Below are 22,031 nucleotides of genomic sequence, written 5' to 3'. Positions count from 1 at the left end.
CACTAAATCTCCACCCACTTAGGGGAGACTTTATATGGTTGATTTATTAGATGTTTAGAACAAACGCATATTCATCAGAATATAATCGTATCACCTACGCGAATACCGTATTTATCGCAGTAGCCTCCGTTTACTTCCACTACGTATTGAGCATTGCCGAAAGAAGGCAAACTCTCTTCTGAGTAAGGTTTGGCTTTTTTCTGAATAGAAACAATTTTTTTGTCTTGACCTACATAAATGATGTCTAACGAAATCATGGTGTTTCTCATCCAAAAAGATTGAGAAGAAGGCTCATCAAAAACAAACAGCATTCCTACGGAGTCAGATAAGAAAGGTCTAAACATCAATCCTTTTTGGCGCTCGGTGTCATTTTCCGCAATTTCAACGTCAATTTTACGAATGCGCTTATCTCCGTGCAGAAATACGACTTCTCCTTCCTTGACAATCCCGCCTGTCGTATTCGGAGCCGTTGTAGGGGCAGTTGGAGTTTCGGGAGCAGTTGAAACAGCAACCGAATCGTTACGATCTGCCACCAGCAGCGGCCTTGCCAAATACAAGGCCCCCGCCAGTACAAAGACAGCTAACAGGATATAGCTAAAATAAGAACGCCGTTTTTGCATAAAACTCAAAAAGTAATAAATAGGTCGTTATCTATGTGTCCGCTCACTGTAAATCGGTTACTCCTCATACGCCCAATCAATCCGATGTTTCATGTCTCGGATTACTAAATTTTGGGCTTTGAAATACGAACGAATCTGATCCACCTTGTCGTATTGTTGGGTGGCTTTGTATTCGCGGTACAAATCGAGCATTCCGCTCAATACCGCATCATTTTCGCTTCTTTCTTCGAGCAAACCCAATAATTCTTCCGTAAAAGTGACAAATTTTTCTTTCAACAAGCCAAACCCTTCTTCTCCCAGTGAAGCGGGAACCAATTGGTTCAGGAAAAGCATGTTGATGTATTTCAACAGATTAAACAATTGGGCTATCGCAACGGCCGTATTGAGGTCGTCGTTCATTGCCTCGTAAAAATTCTGAACGGATTTTTTAATATCGGCAACCTTCTTTTCGTCAATTTGAACACAGGGTGTTGAAACCTTTAATCCTACTTCCTCGCCAGAATCAGCCACATCAGCAGGAATATACGCCATGGATTTGATGATTTTCAATCCATTCATCAAGCGTTTGTAGGCTTTTTGGGAGCCTTTGAGGGCATCATTGGAAAAATCCAGCGTGCTGCGATATTGCGATTGTAACATAAAAAATCGCGCGGTCATAGGGCTGTATGCCTGCTCAAGCAGCGGGTGATTTCCGGCAAACAATTCTCTCGGTAAAAACGAATTCCCCAGCGATTTTGACATCTTCTGTCCATTGACGGTCAGCATATTGGAGTGCATCCAATACCGCACCGGGTCTGTTCCGTTGATACCCGTTCCCTGCGCAATCTCGCACTCGTGGTGCGGGAATTTTAAATCCATACCACCACCATGAATGTCAAATTGTTTTCCCAAGTATTTGGTACTCATGCAGGTACATTCCAAATGCCAGCCCGGAAAACCTCTGCCCCAAGGGGATTCCCATTGCATGAGGTGTTCGGGTGCGGCGTTTTTCCAAATGGCAAAGTCAAGCGGATTGCGTTTTTCGCTGGTCCCTTCCAGTTCGCGGGTTTCGGTCAGAAGTTCATCCAATACCCGGCCCGAAAGTTTTCCGTAGTTGTTTCCGTTGGCATTGTATTGATTAATGTCAAAATACACCGAACCGTTGGATTCATAAGCCAGTCCTTTTCCAATGAGGTCTTTGACAGCTTCGATTTGTTCTATTAAGTGCCCCGTTGCCGTAGGCTCAATACTTGGCGTACGAAAATTAAGTTGCTCCAATACTTGGTGAAAATCATTGGTATACCGCTGAACGATTTCCATCGGTTCCAACTTCTCCAGTTTGGCCATTTTACCGATTTTATCTTCTCCATCGTCGCCATCGCCTACGAGGTGGCCTACGTCGGTGATATTGCGCACGTAGCGGACTTTGTAGCCAATGTGTGAAAGGTACCGAAACAGGGTATCGAATGTTAAAAAGGTGCGAACGTTCCCTAAGTGTACGTAGTTGTAGACGGTTGGTCCACAAACGTACATACCCACGTAAGGCGGGCTGAGGGGTTCAAATAATTCTTTTTGGCGAGTAAGTGAGTTATAAACCTTGAGGGGCTGATTCATGATGTTATGATTGCTATGCTAAATAAAGTTCGGTACGCCGATGCGTCGGACGCCACGGGGCCGCTGCGGCGTACCGTGCCCAGCGCCGATGCGATTGAGAATGATTTTTCAGAACGTGCTATCAGCAACATCGGAACCAGGAAGTATGTAATCGAATCAATAGCATGATTAAAATGAGTAAATAATTGCAAAACTAACAATTTGTTGTGGCATCCTGAACAATTTCAGTGCCATAAGTTCGGTATTTAGCGGTGGTCACGTAACTTTACCGCATGAAAAAACCTTTTATCGTTGGCATCACGGGCGGGAGTGCATCGGGAAAAACGTATTTTTTGAACAGTTTGATGGGTGCTTTCTCCGAAGATGAGATTTGTCTGATTTCCCAAGACCATTATTATCGCGCTCGAACCGAGGTTCCTGTGGATGAAAACGGAGTTCATAATTTTGATTTACCAAGCGCTATTAATCATCGAACCTACGCTGAGCATATCATTGAGCTAAGGGAAGGGCGTACAGTACAAAAATTGGAATATACCTTCAATAACCCTAATATTATTCCTCAAATGCTGAACTTTCGGCCTACGCCGATTATTGTGGTGGAAGGAATATTTGTGTTCTATTTTAAAGAGATTGCGGAGTTGTTAGACCTCAAAATTTTTATTGATGCAAAAGAACACATCAAATTAAAACGTCGCATTATTCGCGACCAAGTTGAACGTGGTTACGATCTTACCGATGTGCTGTATCGTTGGGAAAATCACGTTTTTCCAACGTATGAGCAATTTATTAAGCCTTCTAAAGCAGATGCCGACCTGATTATTCCCAACAACCGTCATTTCCACCGGGGATTGGAGGTTGTAAAAGCATTTTTGAAGAGTAAATTGTAACAATAAAAGAGATTTGGGGGTTACCACTCCCAAATCGTCGGGCTTTTATGACGGCGCAGGTGTTTACCAATCTCCATCCAAAAGGCCATTACAAGATAAATGATAATTGGCGAACCGAAGGTTAGAAATGTGGCGTATATAAAGTAAAGTCGAATACTGCTTGCCGAAATATTTAGTACCTCCCCTACACGCGCACAAACGCCAAAAACTTGGTTTTCAACAAAATAGCGGAAACGATTCATAGCGTTTTTACAAAGTTTGAAAGCGAAGATAGTAAATACAAATTTCATTGTCAAGCACCTGAATAACAGACGCTATGCCTTGACATATAACAATAATTTTATAAATTTGTTTTAACGTTGCGAAAAACTTCATTGTTAAAGCAAAACAAAGTCAGCGTCGGCACGTACCTAATTTTGAGCGTTCAAGCCTTTTGCTCAACGATTAGCTTCTGTCAGCACTTTGAAATGCTGTTGTAAATGAGGTGATTAGCGATGAATCCCTTTAATCATTTTCTCATTTTCTTAATTTTTGTAGTACAATGCAAACAGGAACAGTAAAGTTTTTCAATGAAGCAAGAGGATATGGTTTCATTGTGGACGATGAGTCTCAAAAAGAAATTTTTGTACACGTAACGGGCTTAGGCGGCTTAGTTATTCGCGAAAAAGACCGTGTAGAGTACGAAATCGTTGATGGAAAGAAAGGCTTGAACGCAACTAAAGTAAAGAAAATCTAATTTTTCTTTGCCTAAAAACGGTACGGGAAACATCAAAAAATGTTTCCCGTTTTTTTATGTGTATACATGCGAAAAATAAATGATAAGCGACCCTTATACAATATCGCGCTCAATGATTTCATTGGTCTTTTTGTCTTTCAAAATGATTTTGTGACGGCCGTCGTGCGTTACTTCTTTTTTGATTAAATAATAATCGGCGTCATAGTCCACCAAGGTAGATGCCTGAGTGACTCCTTCCTGACCTCGCCAAACGGGTAAGTTGACAGGTTCCCAAAGTTTGGTCTGCGCTGATTTGTAAGCGGCATCAATCACAGCGTTGACAACATAGCCATCGTAAAATGTTTCGGCAGGCTCTACACCTTCTTCATACGATTTGAACATATCCGTAAACATGTGATTGTAACCCAACTCATTCACTTCATCACCGACGGGAAAAAGCCATCCTGTGTTGCTCTCTGCTTTCTCGGCTACGTAGTCGCCTCCTTTGCCGCTGGTGTACATTTCAAAGCCTGTACGCAGGAAGTTATTGATCCAAATGGTGCCCTCTGTCCCCATCACCTCGTCGCGTAGGTCCATTCCACCCCGAAATGTCCAGCTTACTTCAAACTGGCCGATAGCTCCGTTTTCGTATTTGACCAAAGCAATGGCATGGTCTTCGGCATCGATTGGTTTGACTTGGGTAGCGGCCCAACACATTACCTCAACAGGTCTGATATCTTTCCCAATAAAATTTCGAGAAATTTCGATGCAGTGACAGCCTAAGTCAAGGATACATCCACCGCCCGCCTGTTCTTTATCCCAAAACCAGTTGCTGTGCGGTCCCGGGTGCGTTTCACGAGATTTTGCCCATAAAATTCTGCCCAAGGCTCCTTCTTTGACACTTTTTAGTGATTTTAAAAATTTGGGGGTATAACAAAGATCTTCCAGGTAGCCTCCAAATACACCCGACTCTTCCACGGCCTGCATCATTCGGAGAGCTTCATCGGCATTGCGTCCGAGAGGTTTTGTGCTGACAACGGCTTTTTTGTGTTTTACACACAGCATGACCGCAGCTTCGTGAAGGTTGTTAGGCAAGGCTACACACACCATGGTAACTTCGGGGTGAGCAATTACTTCTTCCATATCGGTAGACCAAAAATCACAGCCGTAATCGTTGGCAAATTTTTTGGCATTGGCTTCACTGCGGGCATAGATAGCAGTGACGCGGTCGCGGCTGCGTTGACCGTGAATAGAATCGGCATAAAAGCGCCCAATAAAACCTGAGCCAAGCATAGCAATTTTTTGCATAAAATCTGATTGTTGACGATGGAAACTATTTTTATTAAAAAAGCAATCCGGGCAAACTTTTTAATGATGAAATTTTGTTAGTACTTTTGCAATATAGTTGCAAATAGTCATGGCGAAAATTATTTCAGTTACATTAAATGTTGGATTAACAGGGCTTGTGCATCTGTTGTGCTGCTGGTTACCTCTATTTGTGGTTTTGTTTAACGGAGCTTCTATCAGTTGGTTAGCCGAATATCGTACTCCACTCATTGTGTTGCAATTAGGAGTGTTGGCTTGGTCATTTTATGATTTATACTTTCGCCCGGCTCACCATGCCACACTTTTTGAAAAGCGAGTTCTATGGGTTACTGTAGGTCTTACCATTGTCTTAAATCTCATTCCTCACCGCTATTTTCAAGCCGAAGACAGCCAATTGGCTCAAGCACAATTTGAACGTATTCGCAGTACGCGGGTAGCACAATTTGAATTTCAAAAGCCTTTGCAATCGGTAGAAAAATTGAATAATACGCTTCAATCGGTAGAAGGAGTGGTCCCTTCCCAAATTAAGTTGAATGACGAAGTGGTTTCGGTCCGTTATTATTTAGGAAAGACGTCGGAAAAAACCATTTTGGCTACCCTTCGCAAACAGGGCTACGAAGTGTCAATGATTGATTAACCAAACCAAAACCTATAGTTATAATGAAAAAATTGGCTTACCGCGCAGTGGTTTATTCTTTACTGCTTACTGCTTATGGCTTTCTGCTGGTTTCCTGCGGCGACAAAAAAGACCCTAAAATGGAGGAAGCAGGTAAAATTCACTTAGAAGCAATGGAAATTGAAGAAACGCTTCACGAGCAGGTAGAAGGTATTGACTCATTGAAAATCGTATTGAACGATAAGAAAAAGACAGTGACAGACGCCGCTGCGGTTGCAAGTATTGATTCAACAGTGGCTGCGCTGGATGCCGTTGCCAAATCATTTGAAGAATGGGAAGAAAATTTGGTGGAAGTACCGGGCCTTGCGCACGAACATCATCACCACGAAGGCGAAGAACACCACCACGACCACAAACCTGCTCCCGATGTATCAGGAGACCAAATGATTGAAATCCAGAAAGAAATCAAAGCGAATATCCAAAAAATAAAGTCTGATTTGGCAAGCGCCGAAGAAAGAGTGAAAAAGGTTTTATAGTTGGTTTTGCAGTTCACAGGTAAGAATAAGGTAAGCTGTGAACTGCAAACAGTATACTCTCTAACGCGGCACTTCTATTTTTTGCAGTAGTTGTGCGACAATATCATCGGGAGAGGCTCCTTCCATTTCGCGCTCAGGAGTTAGTAAAATACGGTGGCGTAATACGGCCGGAGCCAATTCCTGAACATCTTCGGGAGTTACAAAATCCCTACCTCTAATGGCAGCCAATGCCTTTGAGCTATTCAATAAAGCCACCGAAGCCCGGGGCGAAGCACCCAAAAACAAGGATTTGTTATTGCGGGTTTGCAAAATGATTTGGGCTATGTATTCCAACAATTTATCTTCCACGTGGATTTGATGCGTTTTTTTGCGCAACTCTGCCAATTGCTGAGGTTGTAATATCGGTTGTATTTCTGCGATGGCATCCGCCAAATTAAGTCGCTGATGATGTCCGCGCAATACTTCGACTTCCTGTTCTGCTGTCGGATAATTCACTAAAATCTTGAATAAAAAACGGTCTAATTGCGCTTCAGGTAAGCGATACGTTCCTTCATGTTCGACCGGGTTTTGGGTAGCCATTACGATAAAAGGACTGCTCATAAAGTAGGTGGTCCCGTCTACCGTCGCCTGACGTTCTTCCATTACTTCAAAAAGTGCCGATTGAGTTTTGGCGGGAGCGCGGTTAATTTCATCCACCAAAATAATATTGGAAAAGATGGGCCCTTTCTTGAACTCAAAGTCAATGAGTTTCGGGTTGAAAACCGACGTTCCCAGTACATCGGAAGGCATTAGGTCGGGCGTGAATTGAATACGACTGAAATCGGTATTGATAGTACGAGCCAACAGTTTAGCCGTAAGGGTCTTTGCCACACCGGGCACCCCTTCAATCAGGACGTGTCCATCGGCCAAAATCGCAGTAAGGAGCAATTCTATGGTTTGCTGCTGACCAACGATGATTTTACCAATTTCGGCTTTTATCGCGGTAATGGCATCGTTCAATTCCTGTAAGTCAATGCGTGATTCAAAATTCATAAGTAGTAAGGCTTATTACAGTATAATAAAATTTGTTTTTCCCCGCAGATATACGCAGATTTTAAATAGGAGTTGCAGCGGTCGCAAATTTCGGTGATTTTTCAAAATCTGTGTCTATCTGCGCAGCCTTTTTATCTGCTATTATCTGGGGGAAAACTAAAACTTTAAAATTATTTTACTCGTTGATAAAAGTCTTCAATTCTCCGATTTAAACTCAAAAGTGCGTATTCGGAAAGTTTTCCGTTTCGTCCGGCGTGGGCAATTTCACTGAACAATAAATTTATATCTAAAGGCGGTAAACCCGTTTTTGGGATGAGTGCTTCTTTAAATTCTTCGTCAAGTTCGTTTGTTCTTAGACCAAATCGTTCGCGAATGTAAAGTAATAAATGCTGAATCTTTTTCTCTGCAATATTAGCGTGGTCGCTTTGCTGAAAATACATTTTACCAATTGTCTGAATAAATTCGAGCGAGGTATTTTTTGGGATTTCTATGATTGGAATAATACGCTGCGTTCGTTTTCCTGCAAAAATCGCGTAAAGCAAAAGTCCAAACAGTATTAAATAATAAGCCCACTGCAAAGGAGGTTGTGTCATAATGTACCTAAAGATAGATTGCTCATTTTCTCCAAAACGTCCCTGCTTGAGGTATTCATCCCAATAAACGGGTAAAACAGGTAAGTAAGAAAGACTGTTAAAGGCAAAATCGGTTGTTTTGGAGTTTAGAGCGTAATAATTTGTCAGAGCCAGTGGCAAATTGTGCAGGAAGAAATACCCTTTTCCGTATTTCACTTTCAGGAAAATGGGCTCATTACGCGCATTTTGGGCTAAAACCGTGACATTTTCGGCCTTTTTGACCAAAAAATAATTACGGCCGTCATCTTCTGAAAATACATAGCCACCCTTTTTTGTAAAAACCGGATTGACAAAGTTCATCACCAAAGCCGTATCGCGAAGGGTGGGGGCTTTGAGCGTTGCCCGTACGCCGAGTGTTTTTAGCAAGGTATCTGAAAATTCGTAGGCGGAAATAAAAACATTATTTCCCTGCTTTACGTACGTGAGCAGTTGATTTCGGTCGTTTTTATCAATTTCAAACGTGTGACAAACAAAAATATAGTTGCTTTTAGGGGCAAGTTTGTTTTCGGAAAGGTGATTATAAATCGGCAATCGTAACGACTCAACTTTTTGATTACCAAATACATCGGGCAATAGTTCATACAGAGCTTTTGTCCCAAACGGAATTTTGTCTTTGTTGGAATAACTGGGTGTCCAATCAATGGGTTTGGGCCGATAGTATTCAAATAGGCTGTACAGAAGTACAGTCAGTGCCAAAAACCAAAAATATTTGCTGCGCCAGTTCAAAAGTGGATCGTTTATTGAAAGGGTTCTTACTTTATACTTTTCCTAAAAAAAACTGAAATTGATTCTTTAAAAGTTCAAACTCGGTTTCTGTAACTCGAAATTCCCCATACCAAACATATTCAAATTGAGAGGTCAGTTGTTCAAATTCTGTTCTCAATAAAGAACTTCCCAGTTCATCTACATAAACGCGGTTTGTTTTAGTGGGTTGCCAATGAATGAGCTGTTTATCAGTGAGTTGTTTAAGCGTTTTGAGATAATAAAGCCGAACGGCCAACCGATAATTATGCCCTTCGATGGCTTCCTCAATTAGGCTGTTGAAATCTAACTCGTGGATGTTTTCCGTCAGGCGATTGTACGCTAAAAGGTCTTCTTCGGCTTTTCGACCAAACAATCCTCCTAAAAATTCGGCTTTATAAAGCAACCAGACGACCAAGGCACCAACAGCCGCTAAAAAGACGTATTGCCAGAAGTTTTGGTAAGAATTACTTCGAAAAAACTCCGAAAGTTTTCGCATTAACCAATCCCAAAATCGGGCCAATGGGTTTTGAGGAGGGGGGACAGTTCGCTCGTAATTATAAGCTCTGTCGTTACGAAAATCGTCAAGATGTTGAGCGGAAGGTGAGCGGGGTTGAATCGGAGTTTTATCAAATTCTGCTTTAACACTAAGGGTATCAACAGTTTTCGAATCGTTTTTCTGTGAACGAATCGTACTACTGAACAACAAAAATAAAAGGATAAAGCTGAATCGTTTCAAAATAAGGAATGCTGCTTTGGATTTCTAAATTTGCGAAAAAGCCCCGAAATTTACAAAAAAAGCCGACGTCTGAACGTCGGCTATGCTAAGAGGGGGAATAAATACCTGTTTATTTCTTTTTTGGAGCTAATGTAACAATCCACTGAGCAATCTTCAATGCTTCCTCTTTGGGAACACTTGCAAGTGCTGCCATTGGAGGATAGCCTGGCCAGTTAGCTGGCTTGGGGGCATAGATTAATTCTACAATCTGCTCAGCCTTATATTTTTTTTTCGCCATTACTTCTTTATATCCAGGCCCTACTAATTTTTGATCTGCTCTGTGGCAGGCCAAACAGGTATTTTTAGTAAGTAATGCTTCAATATCGGCAGGGATTTTAACTTGCGCACTGGCAACAGTGGAAACAGCACAGAAAGCGGCTGCTGCAAATAACATTTTGGTGAATCGTTTCATGCCTTGGTAGGATGTTTTGTAATGAGAAATAGGGAACTTATTAAATGCAAAGCTATAACGTTTTGACTAAGAAATTGTGTTAAAAAGACGAAAGATTATTTTTTACATCTCAACGGGCTTCATTTTTGGCACAAGCAGGTTTATAATCAAAAGTGCAATCAAATAGGTAGAACCTGCAATCAGAAATAGAGGTAAATAACCAAACTGAACTCGAATCGGTCCGGCCATTGCGGCCAATATGGCTCCTCCCACTGCTCCGGAAAACCCGCCAATCCCCGTTACCATTGCAACAGCACTTTTAGGAAATAGGTCAGAGGCAAAAGTATATATGTTGGCGGACCATCCCAAATGTGCCGCTGCGGCAATCGCAATCAGAACCGTTGCGATGTAAATATTGTGGGTTTGAGCTGCAAAAAAAATCGGAACCACGCAAAGTGCGCAAATCAGCATGGTAGTTTTTCGGGCACGGTTGAGCGTCCATCCTATTTTCATAAACTGCGACGACAACCATCCAAAAAATATACTTCCACCGTCTGAAATGATATAAATGACCATAAAAGGAAGGCCAATAGTTTGTAAATCAAGTGTTTGTTCAAGCGATTCACTGGAATTGAAGAAATCAGGCAACCAAGTGAGGTAAAACCACCAAATAGGATCGGCCATGAATTTACCAACAATCAAAGCCCATGTTTGGCGATAGCGAAGCAGTCGCCACCACGTTACCCGACCCGCAATTTCTTCCTGTTGGTTGTCCTGTTGAATATAAGCCAATTCCTGAGGAGATACTTTGGGGTGAGTTTCGGGGCGTTGATACGTCATCCACCAAAGTACAAGCACTGCAAATCCCAAAACCCCGGTTGTCATAAACGACATACGCCAGCCATAATGAATTGTCATCCAAGGGATTACTGCTGCTGTAAAGATGATTCCCACATTGGTGCCGGCATTAAATAGCCCGGTGGCAAAAGCACGCTCTTTTTTGGGAAACCATTCGGCTATGGATTTAATACTGGAGGGGAAATTACCCGCTTCTCCGATGCCCAATGCAAAACGAGTGGCGGCTAACCCTCGAAAAGAACCTATAAAAGCATTGGCAACCCCCGCCAAACTCCATACACCAATGCCTACCGTAAGCCCTCGTTTCGTACCCAAACGGTCTATAAGCCAACCAATCATAATAAATCCCAGCGCATAGGCAACTTTGAAGGTTGTATCCACCCAACCGTACTGAATTTTGAAGATGTTTAAATCTGTTTGGGTAAGTGTATAACCAATTGGAAAGCCGAGCATTTCTTTCCGGAACGCATCGTCAATCATCGCAAATGATAACACATTACGGTCAATGTAATTGATGGTGGTGACCAAAAAAAGCAATAGCACTATCCGCCAGCGGAAGTTGTTGGAGGGCATTTCTTTTTGGAGGTTAAAAGGGATTGGCGAAAACTGTCGCAATATACAGGTATGTTCTAAAATATCTATCCTTATTTTTGCTGAAACAAATTCATAAATGACTGAACGCCAAAAACAAATACTCATAAAGTTAGCTTCATTCTGCGCTTATCAGGAACGTACTTTGAAGGAAGTACGTCAAAAATTACGTGAATGGGAAGTCGCTGACGAAGACACAGAACCGGTTGTTGCGGAGTTGATTGCCCAAAATTATCTTAACGAAGAGCGCTTTGCCCGTTCTTTTGCGAGAGGAAAATTTCGAGTTAAAAAATGGGGAAGGCTTAAAATCAGACAGGAAATGAAGTTGAAGGGGCTGTCTAATGAATTGATTCAGAAAGGGCTAATGGAAATAGACGGCGATGCTTATGAGGAATTACTGCGCGATTTGCTGGAAAAAAAAGCTCGAAGTTTACGAGGAGAGTCATTGGTAGTCAAACAAAAAATCGTTCGATTTGCCCTCAGCAGGGGTTTTGAGAGCGATATTGTTTGGGATTTGTTGAAAACAATGGATTTGGAAGAATAACGGTACACACCATGAGTAAGAAAATTGTAGGACGTATTCAAAAAGAGACAAATACACCCGATTTGGTTGCGCTTTTGACATCCATGCCTTCTTCTGACCTCAATTCATTGATGATGGAAGTGTTAAGCCAAAAAACACAGCAAATTTCTCCCAGTGATTTATTGCGCAATTATGCTTCAAATCGGTTTGTAAAGCCTTCTGATGTTGATTTTGTATCATTTTTAACTTTTGAACTTGACCTTTTACAAAAAGCGCAGTTTTTTGGATTCACGGCGCTCGAATTGTCGCCGGTAAGTCCGTTGGGATCCTGTGCTGCGGTGGCAACGGTCAATCAAAACAAAGTTTTATCCGCATTGAGAAGCACAGAAGTCGTGGCCGATGCTACCAATTTGTTGGCACTGGAGGCTGCAACTCGTCGAAAACTAACTCACTTTGACGCAGAAGTGCTTCGTCTTTGCACTGTGCACCGGCACTTGCGAACGCCTTATGTGAAACCGCCATTTCTACCTCATTTTAAGATATTTTGCATGGTCACGGCCGGGAAAGACAGAGGGAGTTTGTTGTTTGAGAAGCAACATTTGGTAGAACACATCCGCTTTATAACTGATTATTTAAAAAGCTTTACCGCCGTAGAAGCCGTCAGGGTTATTTTGAAATCGACCCGGAAAGATAACCCCAATTTCGCGCCTTTGTGCGATACTATTGTGTCTGAGATAAAGGAGGTTACGTTTGATACAGAACAAGTAGAGCAGCCTTATTATCAAATTATTCAATTCAAAACCTTTATAACCATTCGGCAAAAAGAATTCGAAATTGCCGATGGAGGATTAGTGGATTGGTCGCAAAAATTATCCAACAATCGCAAAGAACGTATGCTGACGAGCGGGATTGGGATTGAGATGTTGTTTAAATTATTGGGCTTTTGAAAAAATAGTAAAAAACAGAGTAATGGAGGCACGGAGTTTTTCTCTGTTACTCCGTGCCTCTGTGGTTAACACATTTAAAGTGTTTTTCTACTTCAGCAGCTTCATAACGGATGCATGAACCTTCTCAAACTTAAATCGCTCCATTTCGGTATTCATTAAATCGTTGATTTGGTCATTGCAAAGGTTACCGATGCTGCCTTCGTGTGTATGGTTGAGCTCGCGGGAAGCTTGGTAAGTACCTTCGTTTATTTCTTTTCCTACCTGGCGATACGCATCACGGAAAGGAACGCCTTTGACAACTAATTCATTGACGCGTTCTACGCTGAACAGCAAATCATATTTGGCATCGGCTAATAAGTTTTGCTTCACCTGAAGGTGTTCAAGCATAAAATGCGTAATGTCTAAACAATCCAATATTTCTTCAAACGCAGGCATTAACAATTCCTTCAACAATTGCATATCGCGGTGATAACCAGAAGGTAAGTTGCTCATTACCATTGTAATTTCGGTGGGTAATGCTTTCAAACGATTGGTTTTGGCGCGAAGAAGTTCGGCCACGTCGGGGTTTTTCTTGTGCGGCATAATGCTGCTTCCTGTGGTGAGGTCATCGGGGAGGGTAACAAAAGCAAAGTTTTGGCTATTGTACAAACAGACGTCCATGGCCATTCGGGAGATAGTCGCCGAAAGTGCCGCTATGGCAGTTAAGGCTGTTTGTTCCGTTTTTCCGCGCGACATTTGGGCATATACCACGTTGTAATGAAGCGTCTCAAAGCCTAATAATTCGGTTGTCATAGTCCGATTCAATGGGAAAGAGGAACCATATCCGGCGCCCGAACCTAACGGGTTTTTATTTGATAACTTATAAGCCGTTTGAATCATGCTCATATCATCTACCAATGCTTCCGCATAAGCCCCAAACCACAGCCCAAATGAAGAGGGCATGGCAATTTGTAAGTGGGTATAGCCCGGCAGCAGGTCATTTTTGTGTTGATTGGAGCGCTTAATGAGCAAGTCGAAGAGTTTTTTGGAGGCCAAAGCCACTTCTTCCAAACGGCTGCGGGTGAAGAGTTTCATATCCACCAATACTTGGTCGTTGCGTGAACGACCGCTGTGAATTTTCTTCCCAACATCGCCGAGTTTGCGAGTCAGCATCAGTTCCACTTGGGAATGAACGTCTTCTACACCGTCTTCAATTTCAAATTTCCCTTCCTGAATAGTTTGATAAATGCTTCGTAATTCGTCATTTAATAGTCGTAATTCGTCACTTGTCAACAGTCCTACGCTTTGAAGCATCATCGCATGAGCCATGTTGCCCAATACATCGTAAGGAGCTAAGTATAAATCCATTTCACGGTCGCGCCCGACGGTGAATCTTTCAATTTTTTCGGAAATAGATGTCGTTTCTTTTTGCCAGAGTTTCATAGGAACGGCTCGGGAAGTAGTGTCTTTGGGAGTATTTTTTTGTGCAAAAATGGCAGCCGCGCAGGCCATTCCAATGCAGAATGTCCAAAAAGTTTTCATTTAAAATGAATTTAGTAAAAGGTAATGCGGCCTTTTGCAAGACAAATTACGGCTTTTTAGGGAAGACTTTTGCATCCGTAATGAAATCTCGGTGTTCATCAAGAAAGGTTTTGAAGTCATAAACCTCTTCTAACTGACCCGTAAAATCAACTTCGGCAGGGTAAATTTCTTCGTAAACTTGCTCAAAATCAGTGATTAAGTAGCGCATTTGACGAATACCGTAGCTATACAAAGCAGGGAGATAAAAATTTTGGTGGTCTTGTAGAAAACGATCGGGAGAATAATGAGAAGTAGTTTTGAGATCGACGGCCTCCTTTTTGCCCAACACATCCACAAAACCATAAATCAATACATCTCCGATTTGGTACTGACAATAAGCTTGTGTTTTTACTATAGGTTTGGGAAGTCGTTGGCGAACGGTTTTTAGTAATTGAAAATCAAATTCTTCTTCTCCAATACCTTTAAGAACGGCATCTTCAAAAGAAACACCGCGTTTTTGACCTTCAGTTTGGGGAATCGGTACGCGGTTGATACGGTCTAACAATTCCTGCTCACTGAGTTTGCCCTGTAAAAATCGTGAATATGTATTGAGCAAGGACGGGTAAAAGCGGTACGCAATTTTGGAAGCCATAAGTGGTTAATAGTTGGCAGTTTACAGTAACAGGCAAGGGCAGCAGCAATTTACTGCCTAAACCTTTTTTAACTGTAAACTGCCAACTGTAAACTAATTTTTAGCTCCTCCCTGTTGGCCCGCTTTCGGTTGCTGACTTTGTTGAGCTTCTTGCATTGGATTGGTACCTCCGCCGCCTCTGCGTCCTCCTCCTTGGGTTTTGAATAACTGGAATTTGGTCGGTTGTGCGGGTTGACGAGGGAAACTGTTGCTTTCTTCGTCAATATCAGCAATCTCACGGAATGGGTCGAGCGTCCACTGAACCACTTTCTTTTTGCTGGTGATTACTTTGGAAACGTTTTGGTCATTCAACCGCCAAATCTCCGCCGGGAATCGGGCTACCGAATCGGTGCCGTCTTCAAACTGCATCTTCACAATGACAGGCATCGGTAATCCGCCTTTATTTTTCACTTTCAAGGTATAGAAATTCAAGCCTGATTCTACCAATTTGCGTTCATCAGGATTCAAACTTGCCAAATACGTCTCGTATTTTTTCTTGTCTGCATCCGTCACTTTGTAAGGATCATACGTGTTGTAGAAATCCTTCATATCGGGATTTTTGTCTACGACCGATTCTTTGATGTAATCTTTGTCACGCTGACGGGCCACGGTATTTCGTTTGGCGTCGGCTTCTTTTTTCGCGTCGGCTTTGGTGATTTCAGGGTTTTGAGTGTCTAATGCAAACCATTCGACTTCGACTAAATCCTGATCAACAGGTTCCGTTCCGTAGAACCATCCCTTCCAAAACCAATCCAAATCCACGCCCGAGGCATCTTCCATCGTGCGGAAAAAGTCAGCAGGAGTAGGAGATTTAAACGCCCAACGACGCGAATATTCTTTAAACGCGTAATCAAAAAGCTCGCGGCCCATGACAGTCTCGCGCAAAATATTCAAAGCGGTAGCAGGTTTGGCGTAAGCACTTGCACCGGCATTGATGAGATTGTCGGACATTGTCATGATAGGTACCAAATTTTTTTGGTCCTGTTTCATATAATCCACTATACCCTGTGGCTCACCGCGGCGCGATGGATAATCTCTATCCCATTCTTTTTCAGTAAGATACTGCAAAAAAGTATTTAGCCCTTCGTCCATCCACATCCATTGACGCTCGTCGTTGTTGACAATCATCGGAAAAAAGTTGTGGCCTACTTCATGCGTAATTACCCCAATCATGCCGTATTTAGTGGCTTCCGAGTAGGTTCCATCCGCTTCTGGACGGCCTCCATTGAAACAAATCATGGGATATTCCATCCCACCTACCGGACCGTGACAGGAAATCGCCACAGGATAAGGATAATCTACCGAAAACTTTGAATAGGTTTTGATGGTATGCGCAACTACTTCGGTCGAATACTTGCCCCAAAGCGGATTTCCTTCTTTAGGATAGAACGACATGCAAAGCACTTTTTTGCCTGCCACTTCCTGCATCTTTCCGTCCCAAATGTATTTACGGGAAGTAGCAAAGGCGACGTCACGTACATTGTCTGCTTTGAAAATCCACGTCTTTTGGCCTGCGGGCGGCGTTCCGCTTGGTTTACTTTTCTCTGCTTTTTCACGCTCTTCCTGTGAGGCAATGACCACTACTTTATCAGATGTTTTTGCTCTTTCAAAATTTTTCAATTGGGTGGGAGTAAGCACTTGGGCAGCGTTTTGGAGTTCGCCGGTAGCGCCTAATACGTGATCATCAGGTACCGTAATGGCCATTTTGAAATTTCCAAAAGACAGCGCAAACTCTCCTTGGCTGTAATATTGCTTGTGTTGCCAGCCAGTTACGTCGTCATAAACGCAAAGACGAGGATAAAACTGCGCAATTTCGTAGACATTGTTACCGTCTTTAAATGCTTCAAAACCCGTGCGGCGCCCCCCTTTTGAAAACTCTACAATTCGGTAGTTCCATTCCATCGAAAACGAATAACTCTGTTTGGACTGAATCGGCTGTGGTAAATCAATCCGCATCATGGTTTGGTTGATGGTGTAGCGAAGTGGTTTCCCTGTTTTGGTATCTTTCACCGAAAGAATGTTGTAACCATAATCAGAATTCGAATAATTCATATCGGTAATGGTTGACAAACTTGCCATACTTGTCTGATTACCAAGGTCACCTGTACGAGATATTGGTCCGGGAGAGTTTTTGGCAAAAAGATTTTGGTCTAATTGAATCCACACATAAGGCAAAGCATCAGGCGATTGGTTGAAATAGGTAATGGTTTCTGAGCCAATGATTTTGTTGTTGGGTTCATCCAATTCCACCTTGATGTCGTAGTCCGCTCGTTGTTGCCAATACTCTTTACCTGGAGCACCGGAGGCTGTACGTGTGGTATTGGGAGTAGGTAACCCCGTTCCTAATTGCTCAAAACGGTCATTTGCGTGATAATTTGGAAGGGTGGGGGCTTGTGCCAAAGTCAGTAAGGCACAATGGGTAATTAACAGTGTGATGATGAAGGATAATTTTTTCATTGGGAAGTGGTAATTTGGTTTAATCCAAAAATACAAAAAAAACGCTTTTTCGAGGTAGGAATGCTACTTAAAGGCAGGATTTTGAGATGAATTCCGTCAATTTTGGCACTAAAAAAGCGCAGAGATATACCGATAACAATAAAGAAGCCCCTTTCAGGACGAAAGAGGCTTCTTTATGTTGTCGGCGAAAACAGAGTGCAATCTATGCTGTCGGTATGTTATTCATTACTTCTGTCTGTTTACGGATAGAAGCCATGTGAATCAATTCAAACAATTCTTCTACAAAATCAGGATACAAATTCATTTGTTTTCCTAAGTCTGCGCGATTTTTACGAAGTTGTCTCCAACGATCCATTTGTAAAACGGCCACGTTGTTATCACGTTTGTATTCGCCTAATTGTTCAACCAATGACATCCGTGTACCCAAAATTTCCAGTAATTCACGGTCAAGGTTATCTAATTTACTACGGAGGTTTTCCAAATCGTTTTGGTAGTCGGTACCATATTGTGGCTTACGAACGTGTAATTCGTGAAGCATTTCCCCCAAGGCGTGAGGAGTCAACTGCTGAGATGCATCCGACCATGCTTTGTCTGGGTCGCGGTGAGATTCAATAATCAAACCGTCGTAGTTTAAATCTAAAGCACGCTGCGCCAATTCAAACAAATAGGCGCGTTTACCCGCCATGTGGCTTGGATCGCCAATCATCGGCAGTTCTGGGAACATCGTTTTGAGTTCGATGGCAATGTTCCACATCGGTGAGTTGCGATACTTGGTTTCCTGCGCATTGGAAAAACCGCGGTGAATGGCGCCCAATTTCTTAATACCGGCACGGTTGATACGCTCAAATGCACCAATCCAAAGGGCTAAATCAGGGTTAACGGGGTTTTTAATGAGAACAGGAACATCAACGCCTTGCAGCGCATCGGCTAAATCCTGTACGTTGAAAGGATTAACGGTCGTACGGGCGCCAATCCATAAAATATCGATACCATATTTGAGTGCAAGCTCAATATGCTGAGGAGTAGCTACTTCTACGGCAATAGGAAGGCCAGTCTCTTTTTTAGCTTCAACCAACCAAGGCAATGCGGCTTCGCCCATCCCTTCAAAACTACCAGGGCGGGTACGAGGTTTCCATACACCGGCACGAATCACGTTGGCATATCCTTCGGCTTTGATTTGGCTAACGGTCTCCCGTACTTGCTCTTCGGTTTCGGCACTGCACGGCCCTGCGATAACGAGCGGCTTACCTCCCGTATCAATCCACGTGCTCATCGGTAAAATCTCTAAGGTGGCACTCATAACTAAAAAAAATTAATTAGTACAACAATCTTAATATTAACAATTTGAAAGCGATTAAAACTTCGTAATTTTGCATCCGCTTCGGCAGTCCGATGTCTCGGCAACCCGTTGTTTCGGTAGTCCGAATTGTATTATAAACAAAACACTACAACTATGCCTACAAGTGTTGTCGCACCCCAAACGGGTGTTTCATTTGAAGACACTTCGGTCGCGTTTTCATCCAAGACCAATTTTCAACTCAAGACAACCTATTGGTTATTTTCAATGATGAACCAGGTTTGGCTTGTAAAATTAGGAACTTTTTTTATAAAACTCTCGCTTTTATTGCGACTGCCTGTCAAAAAACTTATAAAAGCCAGTTTGTTTGGCCAATTTTGTGGTGGTGAAGATATTAATGAGTGCGAAAAAACCATACAAAATTTGGTAAAATCGGGAGTTGGTACTATTTTAGATTATTCGGTGGAAGGGGAAGACAACGAAGGGAGTTTTAATAAAACCACGGAGGAAATTTTGCGTACTATCGAAAAAGCAAATAAGACCACTGCGGTACCCTTTTCGGTTTTTAAAGTAACGGGAGTGGGGTCGACGCCGCTCATGGAAAAAATTCAGGCGGGAGAGATTCTTACCAAAGAAGAACAGGCGGCTTATGAGCGCATACAGATGAGAGTAGATAGCCTGTGCCAAAAAGCGTATGAGTTGGGCGTCAAGATTTTTGTGGATGCCGAAGAAAGCTGGATTCAGAACGTAATAGATCAATTGGCTTACAAAGCGATGAAGAAATACAATACTCGCGGGCCGATTGTGTATAACACATTTCAAATGTATCGTCACGATATGCTTGAAAATCTTAAACAGGCTACTCGTGAAGCTAAATTAGGAGGATATTGCCTGGGTGCAAAATTAGTGAGAGGAGCTTATTTCGAAAAAGAACGTCAGAGAGCATGTGAAAGCGAATATCAGGATCCGATTCATGCTACTAAAGAAGACACTGATCATGATTTCAATAAAGCCATTGAATTTTGTCTTGACAATCGCGATGTTATTTCTTTTTGTTTAGGAACCCATAATGAATACAGCTGTCAATACTGTATCGAATTAATGAACAAAAAGAATATTCCGCACAATGACCCTCATGTATGGTTTGCGCAACTGTTGGGTATGAGCGATAATATCTCTTATAACTTAGCTAATGCAGACTATAACGTAGCTAAATACGTGCCTTATGGGCCTGTGGAGTCGGTAATGCCTTATTTATTTCGTCGTGCAGAAGAAAACAAATCCATTGCTGGTCAAAGCAGCCGGGAGTTTTTGCTCATCAAACGCGAAGTAGAGCGTCGTCATCAACAGAAAGTCATCCGTTAATTGCAGCCGCATCACAAAGCCGACGCGGAGTCGTCAATAGAAACTTAATAAACAGTAATTACTTTAAGATTAACAGACAGCTGAATGACGAGTCACACCGCCAAGAATCCTTTCAAGTTTTTTTTATTTGCCCTTCTGCTTATTGCGGTAGATCAAGCTTCTAAATTACTGGTGAATCATTACATGTCTCCCGGTTTTGCGGGTCAGATTCGTATCATTGGTGATTGGTTGAAACTTTACTACGTGACTAATCCGGGAATGGCATTTGGGATGCAGATAGATCACGAGTACGGTAAATTATTCCTGACCACCTTTCGGTTGGGAGCTATGGTTTTTATTGCGTGGTACATGGTTCGTTTGGCCGTTCGAGGTGCCTCAAGCGGTTTGCTTTGGGCTATGTCTATGATATTGGCAGGTGCAATCGGCAATTTGATAGACAGTATTTTCTATGGGGTTTTAATTGGTAATGCACCTTATGGCTCTCCGACACCTTGGTTTCATGGGCAAGTGATTGACATGGTTTTCATAGATTTCTGGGAAGGGTTTGTTCCTGAGTGGGTACCGGTTTGGGGTGGTCAATACTACACAACGCCTATTTTTAACTTTGCAGATGCCTGTATCTTTGTTGGAGTATGTATCATCCTGATGTTTCAGGGAACATTTTTTCCCCGTTTAGATGAGCCTCATACTGAAACTCAACCGGAGTCGGATGCTGAAATTGATTCTGAATCGGATAGTACGAGTGAACCAATTGTAGAAAACAGCACTGAGGAAGGAGAAAAGACAGAAGCAGAAACGGCTGCTGATGAAGAAGAAGCGAAGCCTGATGAGGTGATCATTGAGCCTGAACCTACGTTGGAAGTACCACCCAAAGAAGATGAAAATAACAAGAACACATAAAAAAGGAGGATGCTTAACCGCATCCTCCTTTTTTATGTACAATGAAATGTGATTATTTTACTGCTGCTGTATAAAGTTCAGCTACTTTGTCCCAATTTACTACATTCCAAAAAGCATCTAAATAATCAGGACGTTTGTTTTGGTATTTCAAATAATAAGCGTGTTCCCATACGTCTACTGCTAAAATCGGCTCTCCCTGCACATCTGCAACCGGCATCAACGGATTATCCTGATTGGGAGTAGAGGTAATCATCAATTTTTTGTCTTTTACGATTAACCACGCCCAACCTGAGCCGAAACGGCTCGTACCTGCGGCTTTGAATTTCGTTTTGAATTCGTCAAAAGAACCAAAATCTTTGGTGATAGCTGCCGCTAAAGCACCTGATGGCATTCCGCCTTTGCCCGGAGCCATGATACTCCAGAAAAAAGTGTGATTCCAGTGACCTCCACCGTTGTTGCGTACCGCAGGAGCTGTTTCTTTGGTAATACTTTTTACCAAAGCTTCTGGCGTCATTTTTTCTTCCGGTTTACCTGCCAAAGCCGCGTTAAGGTTGGTGATATAAGCTTTATGGTGGCGTCCATAATGGATTTCCATGGTGGCTTTATCGATATGGGGTTCGAGCGCATCAAAAGCGTAGGGAAGAGGCGCTTGAGTAAACTGGCCGATGGCTTGGAACGACCCTGCCGCCAAAGCCATTACTAAAACGTTTCGCAGAAATTTAGTTTTCATTGTTGTAAAAAATGGTTGAATTTAAATGATGTGCAATATTACGTAGAATAGAACGCAAGAAAAGCAGTCAAAGTTATTTTTTGATTAAAATAAAAAAACCTCCCCGAGTGATGGGAAGGTTTTTAGGGTAAATAGTTTGGAAGGGTTTAGGAATAAGTGTGGCAAAAGTAAGATATTATTTTAAAAAAATAAGCAGGATTCAAGTTACAAATGCAACTTCTTGATGGTTAGTTAATTGATTAAAAATTTGATTTGGTGTTTGAAAATCATGTCTTTTTCTTGGCCTGTTATTAAGTTCATTCTCT

Annotated in this window: 23 protein-coding genes; 9 read left to right on the top strand and 14 right to left on the bottom strand. The window is 42.3% G+C overall.

Annotated features, from left to right (window positions below):
• Nucleotides 1-74: 74 nt before the first annotated feature.
• Nucleotides 75-620: a DUF192 domain-containing protein gene (locus tag Q0081_RS14855; protein WP_298354800.1), complete on the bottom strand. Its 546-nt coding sequence runs from the start codon at nucleotides 618-620 to the stop codon at nucleotides 75-77.
• A 57-nt stretch (nucleotides 621-677) separates the two neighbouring features.
• Nucleotides 678-2,213, bottom strand: a complete 1,536-nt coding sequence (gene cysS / locus Q0081_RS14850) for a cysteine--tRNA ligase (protein WP_298354799.1) — start codon at nucleotides 2,211-2,213, stop codon at nucleotides 678-680.
• Between the two features lie 6 nt (nucleotides 2,214-2,219).
• On the opposite strand from cysS, the gene Q0081_RS14845 reads away from it, so the two are divergent.
• Together Q0081_RS14845 and udk are read left to right on the top strand one after the other, a co-directional pair.
• Nucleotides 2,220-2,381 carry a hypothetical protein gene (locus tag Q0081_RS14845; RefSeq protein ID WP_298354795.1) on the top strand — a complete coding sequence of 54 codons (162 nt, stop codon included), beginning with the start codon at nucleotides 2,220-2,222 and terminating at the stop codon, nucleotides 2,379-2,381.
• A gap of 104 nt (nucleotides 2,382-2,485) precedes the next feature.
• Nucleotides 2,486-3,100 (top strand): uridine kinase, encoded by a 615-nt coding sequence (gene udk / locus Q0081_RS14840; RefSeq protein WP_298354793.1) that lies wholly within the window; start codon nucleotides 2,486-2,488, stop codon nucleotides 3,098-3,100.
• 20 nt (nucleotides 3,101-3,120) lie between these two features.
• On the opposite strand, the gene Q0081_RS14835 is transcribed toward udk, so the two are convergent.
• Nucleotides 3,121-3,342: a PspC domain-containing protein gene (locus Q0081_RS14835; RefSeq protein ID WP_298354791.1), complete on the bottom strand. Its 222-nt coding sequence runs from the start codon at nucleotides 3,340-3,342 to the stop codon at nucleotides 3,121-3,123.
• 299 nt (nucleotides 3,343-3,641) lie between these two features.
• Between Q0081_RS14835 and Q0081_RS14830 the strand changes: the two genes are divergently transcribed.
• Nucleotides 3,642-3,836 (top strand): cold-shock protein, encoded by a 195-nt coding sequence (locus Q0081_RS14830; protein WP_298354789.1) that lies wholly within the window; start codon nucleotides 3,642-3,644, stop codon nucleotides 3,834-3,836.
• Between the two features lie 93 nt (nucleotides 3,837-3,929).
• On the opposite strand, the gene Q0081_RS14825 is transcribed toward Q0081_RS14830, so the two are convergent.
• Nucleotides 3,930-5,123 carry a Gfo/Idh/MocA family protein gene (locus tag Q0081_RS14825; protein WP_298354787.1) on the bottom strand — a complete coding sequence of 398 codons (1,194 nt, stop codon included), beginning with the start codon at nucleotides 5,121-5,123 and terminating at the stop codon, nucleotides 3,930-3,932.
• Between the two features lie 109 nt (nucleotides 5,124-5,232).
• On the opposite strand from Q0081_RS14825, the gene Q0081_RS14820 reads away from it, so the two are divergent.
• Nucleotides 5,233-5,778 carry a heavy-metal-associated domain-containing protein gene (locus Q0081_RS14820; protein WP_298354786.1) on the top strand — a complete coding sequence of 182 codons (546 nt, stop codon included), beginning with the start codon at nucleotides 5,233-5,235 and terminating at the stop codon, nucleotides 5,776-5,778.
• Between the two features lie 23 nt (nucleotides 5,779-5,801).
• Complete coding sequence (locus Q0081_RS14815; RefSeq protein ID WP_298354784.1) at nucleotides 5,802-6,293, top strand: hypothetical protein; 492 nt, start codon at nucleotides 5,802-5,804, stop codon at nucleotides 6,291-6,293.
• Between the two features lie 60 nt (nucleotides 6,294-6,353).
• Here Q0081_RS14815 and Q0081_RS14810 read toward each other — a convergent pair whose 3' ends face one another.
• From Q0081_RS14810 to Q0081_RS14790, 5 genes are all read right to left on the bottom strand, one after another.
• The gene (locus tag Q0081_RS14810) at nucleotides 6,354-7,325 is read right to left on the bottom strand and encodes a MoxR family ATPase (protein ID WP_298354782.1); all 972 of its coding nucleotides are present in this window, start codon (nucleotides 7,323-7,325) and stop codon (nucleotides 6,354-6,356) included.
• A gap of 170 nt (nucleotides 7,326-7,495) precedes the next feature.
• On the bottom strand, nucleotides 7,496-8,653 hold the full coding sequence (locus tag Q0081_RS14805) for a DUF4350 domain-containing protein (protein ID WP_298354780.1): 1,158 nt from the start codon (nucleotides 8,651-8,653) through the stop codon (nucleotides 7,496-7,498).
• A 61-nt stretch (nucleotides 8,654-8,714) separates the two neighbouring features.
• Nucleotides 8,715-9,437 (bottom strand): DUF4129 domain-containing protein, encoded by a 723-nt coding sequence (locus Q0081_RS14800; protein WP_298354778.1) that lies wholly within the window; start codon nucleotides 9,435-9,437, stop codon nucleotides 8,715-8,717.
• Nucleotides 9,438-9,546: 109 nt separating this feature from the next.
• Nucleotides 9,547-9,888: a c-type cytochrome gene (locus Q0081_RS14795; RefSeq protein ID WP_298354774.1), complete on the bottom strand. Its 342-nt coding sequence runs from the start codon at nucleotides 9,886-9,888 to the stop codon at nucleotides 9,547-9,549.
• Between the two features lie 102 nt (nucleotides 9,889-9,990).
• Nucleotides 9,991-11,298, bottom strand: a complete 1,308-nt coding sequence (locus Q0081_RS14790) for an MFS transporter (protein WP_298354771.1) — start codon at nucleotides 11,296-11,298, stop codon at nucleotides 9,991-9,993.
• A 97-nt stretch (nucleotides 11,299-11,395) separates the two neighbouring features.
• On the opposite strand from Q0081_RS14790, the gene Q0081_RS14785 reads away from it, so the two are divergent.
• Together Q0081_RS14785 and Q0081_RS14780 are read left to right on the top strand one after the other, a co-directional pair.
• Nucleotides 11,396-11,860 (top strand): regulatory protein RecX, encoded by a 465-nt coding sequence (locus tag Q0081_RS14785; RefSeq protein ID WP_298354769.1) that lies wholly within the window; start codon nucleotides 11,396-11,398, stop codon nucleotides 11,858-11,860.
• Between the two features lie 11 nt (nucleotides 11,861-11,871).
• Entirely contained in the window at nucleotides 11,872-12,786 is a 915-nt protein-coding gene (locus Q0081_RS14780) for a hypothetical protein (RefSeq protein WP_298354767.1), read from the top strand.
• An 87-nt stretch (nucleotides 12,787-12,873) separates the two neighbouring features.
• Here Q0081_RS14780 and argH read toward each other — a convergent pair whose 3' ends face one another.
• From argH to Q0081_RS14760, 4 genes are all read right to left on the bottom strand, one after another.
• Nucleotides 12,874-14,208, bottom strand: coding sequence for an argininosuccinate lyase (gene argH, locus Q0081_RS14775; protein ID WP_298354847.1), 1,335 nt, complete (start codon nucleotides 14,206-14,208; stop codon nucleotides 12,874-12,876).
• 145 nt (nucleotides 14,209-14,353) lie between these two features.
• Nucleotides 14,354-14,938 (bottom strand): hypothetical protein, encoded by a 585-nt coding sequence (locus Q0081_RS14770; RefSeq protein ID WP_298354765.1) that lies wholly within the window; start codon nucleotides 14,936-14,938, stop codon nucleotides 14,354-14,356.
• A 93-nt stretch (nucleotides 14,939-15,031) separates the two neighbouring features.
• Nucleotides 15,032-17,434 carry a M1 family metallopeptidase gene (locus Q0081_RS14765; protein WP_298354764.1) on the bottom strand — a complete coding sequence of 801 codons (2,403 nt, stop codon included), beginning with the start codon at nucleotides 17,432-17,434 and terminating at the stop codon, nucleotides 15,032-15,034.
• A 202-nt stretch (nucleotides 17,435-17,636) separates the two neighbouring features.
• Nucleotides 17,637-18,734: a chorismate mutase gene (locus Q0081_RS14760; RefSeq protein WP_298354762.1), complete on the bottom strand. Its 1,098-nt coding sequence runs from the start codon at nucleotides 18,732-18,734 to the stop codon at nucleotides 17,637-17,639.
• A 153-nt stretch (nucleotides 18,735-18,887) separates the two neighbouring features.
• Between Q0081_RS14760 and Q0081_RS14755 the strand changes: the two genes are divergently transcribed.
• Nucleotides 18,888-20,096, top strand: coding sequence for a proline dehydrogenase family protein (locus tag Q0081_RS14755; protein WP_298354760.1), 1,209 nt, complete (start codon nucleotides 18,888-18,890; stop codon nucleotides 20,094-20,096).
• Nucleotides 20,097-20,180: 84 nt separating this feature from the next.
• Nucleotides 20,181-20,996, top strand: coding sequence for a lipoprotein signal peptidase (locus Q0081_RS14750; protein WP_298354758.1), 816 nt, complete (start codon nucleotides 20,181-20,183; stop codon nucleotides 20,994-20,996).
• 52 nt (nucleotides 20,997-21,048) lie between these two features.
• Here the strand turns inward: Q0081_RS14750 and Q0081_RS14745 are convergent, their stop codons facing one another.
• Nucleotides 21,049-21,726, bottom strand: coding sequence for a superoxide dismutase (locus tag Q0081_RS14745; protein ID WP_298354756.1), 678 nt, complete (start codon nucleotides 21,724-21,726; stop codon nucleotides 21,049-21,051).
• Between the last annotated feature and the right edge of the window lie 305 nt (nucleotides 21,727-22,031).

The sequence above is a fragment of the Runella sp. genome (genome assembly GCF_027484545.1).
GTDB lineage: Bacteria > Bacteroidota > Bacteroidia > Cytophagales > Spirosomataceae > Runella.
The sequence above is the reverse complement of the archived record's forward strand: the minus strand, read 5'-3'. Positions and strand labels throughout refer to the sequence as shown.

Excerpts from the sequence above, each read along its gene's own strand:
- Q0081_RS14855 (WP_298354800.1), bottom strand. The coding sequence starts at position 620 with ATGCAAAAACGGCGTTCTTATTTTAGCTATATCCTGTTAGCTGTCTTT.
- cysS (WP_298354799.1), bottom strand. The coding sequence starts at position 2,213 with ATGAATCAGCCCCTCAAGGTTTATAACTCACTTACTCGCCAAAAAGAA.
- Q0081_RS14845 (WP_298354795.1), top strand. The coding sequence starts at position 2,220 with ATGATTGCTATGCTAAATAAAGTTCGGTACGCCGATGCGTCGGACGCC.
- udk (WP_298354793.1), top strand. The coding sequence starts at position 2,486 with ATGAAAAAACCTTTTATCGTTGGCATCACGGGCGGGAGTGCATCGGGA.
- Q0081_RS14835 (WP_298354791.1), bottom strand. The coding sequence starts at position 3,342 with ATGAATCGTTTCCGCTATTTTGTTGAAAACCAAGTTTTTGGCGTTTGT.
- Q0081_RS14830 (WP_298354789.1), top strand. The coding sequence starts at position 3,642 with ATGCAAACAGGAACAGTAAAGTTTTTCAATGAAGCAAGAGGATATGGT.
- Q0081_RS14825 (WP_298354787.1), bottom strand. The coding sequence starts at position 5,123 with ATGCAAAAAATTGCTATGCTTGGCTCAGGTTTTATTGGGCGCTTTTAT.
- Q0081_RS14820 (WP_298354786.1), top strand. The coding sequence starts at position 5,233 with ATGGCGAAAATTATTTCAGTTACATTAAATGTTGGATTAACAGGGCTT.
- Q0081_RS14815 (WP_298354784.1), top strand. The coding sequence starts at position 5,802 with ATGAAAAAATTGGCTTACCGCGCAGTGGTTTATTCTTTACTGCTTACT.
- Q0081_RS14810 (WP_298354782.1), bottom strand. The coding sequence starts at position 7,325 with ATGAATTTTGAATCACGCATTGACTTACAGGAATTGAACGATGCCATT.
- Q0081_RS14795 (WP_298354774.1), bottom strand. The coding sequence starts at position 9,888 with ATGAAACGATTCACCAAAATGTTATTTGCAGCAGCCGCTTTCTGTGCT.
- Q0081_RS14790 (WP_298354771.1), bottom strand. The coding sequence starts at position 11,298 with ATGCCCTCCAACAACTTCCGCTGGCGGATAGTGCTATTGCTTTTTTTG.
- Q0081_RS14785 (WP_298354769.1), top strand. The coding sequence starts at position 11,396 with ATGACTGAACGCCAAAAACAAATACTCATAAAGTTAGCTTCATTCTGC.
- Q0081_RS14780 (WP_298354767.1), top strand. The coding sequence starts at position 11,872 with ATGAGTAAGAAAATTGTAGGACGTATTCAAAAAGAGACAAATACACCC.
- argH (WP_298354847.1), bottom strand. The coding sequence starts at position 14,208 with ATGAAACTCTGGCAAAAAGAAACGACATCTATTTCCGAAAAAATTGAA.
- Q0081_RS14770 (WP_298354765.1), bottom strand. The coding sequence starts at position 14,938 with ATGGCTTCCAAAATTGCGTACCGCTTTTACCCGTCCTTGCTCAATACA.
- Q0081_RS14765 (WP_298354764.1), bottom strand. The coding sequence starts at position 17,434 with ATGAAAAAATTATCCTTCATCATCACACTGTTAATTACCCATTGTGCC.
- Q0081_RS14760 (WP_298354762.1), bottom strand. The coding sequence starts at position 18,734 with ATGAGTGCCACCTTAGAGATTTTACCGATGAGCACGTGGATTGATACG.
- Q0081_RS14755 (WP_298354760.1), top strand. The coding sequence starts at position 18,888 with ATGCCTACAAGTGTTGTCGCACCCCAAACGGGTGTTTCATTTGAAGAC.
- Q0081_RS14750 (WP_298354758.1), top strand. The coding sequence starts at position 20,181 with ATGACGAGTCACACCGCCAAGAATCCTTTCAAGTTTTTTTTATTTGCC.
- Q0081_RS14745 (WP_298354756.1), bottom strand. The coding sequence starts at position 21,726 with ATGAAAACTAAATTTCTGCGAAACGTTTTAGTAATGGCTTTGGCGGCA.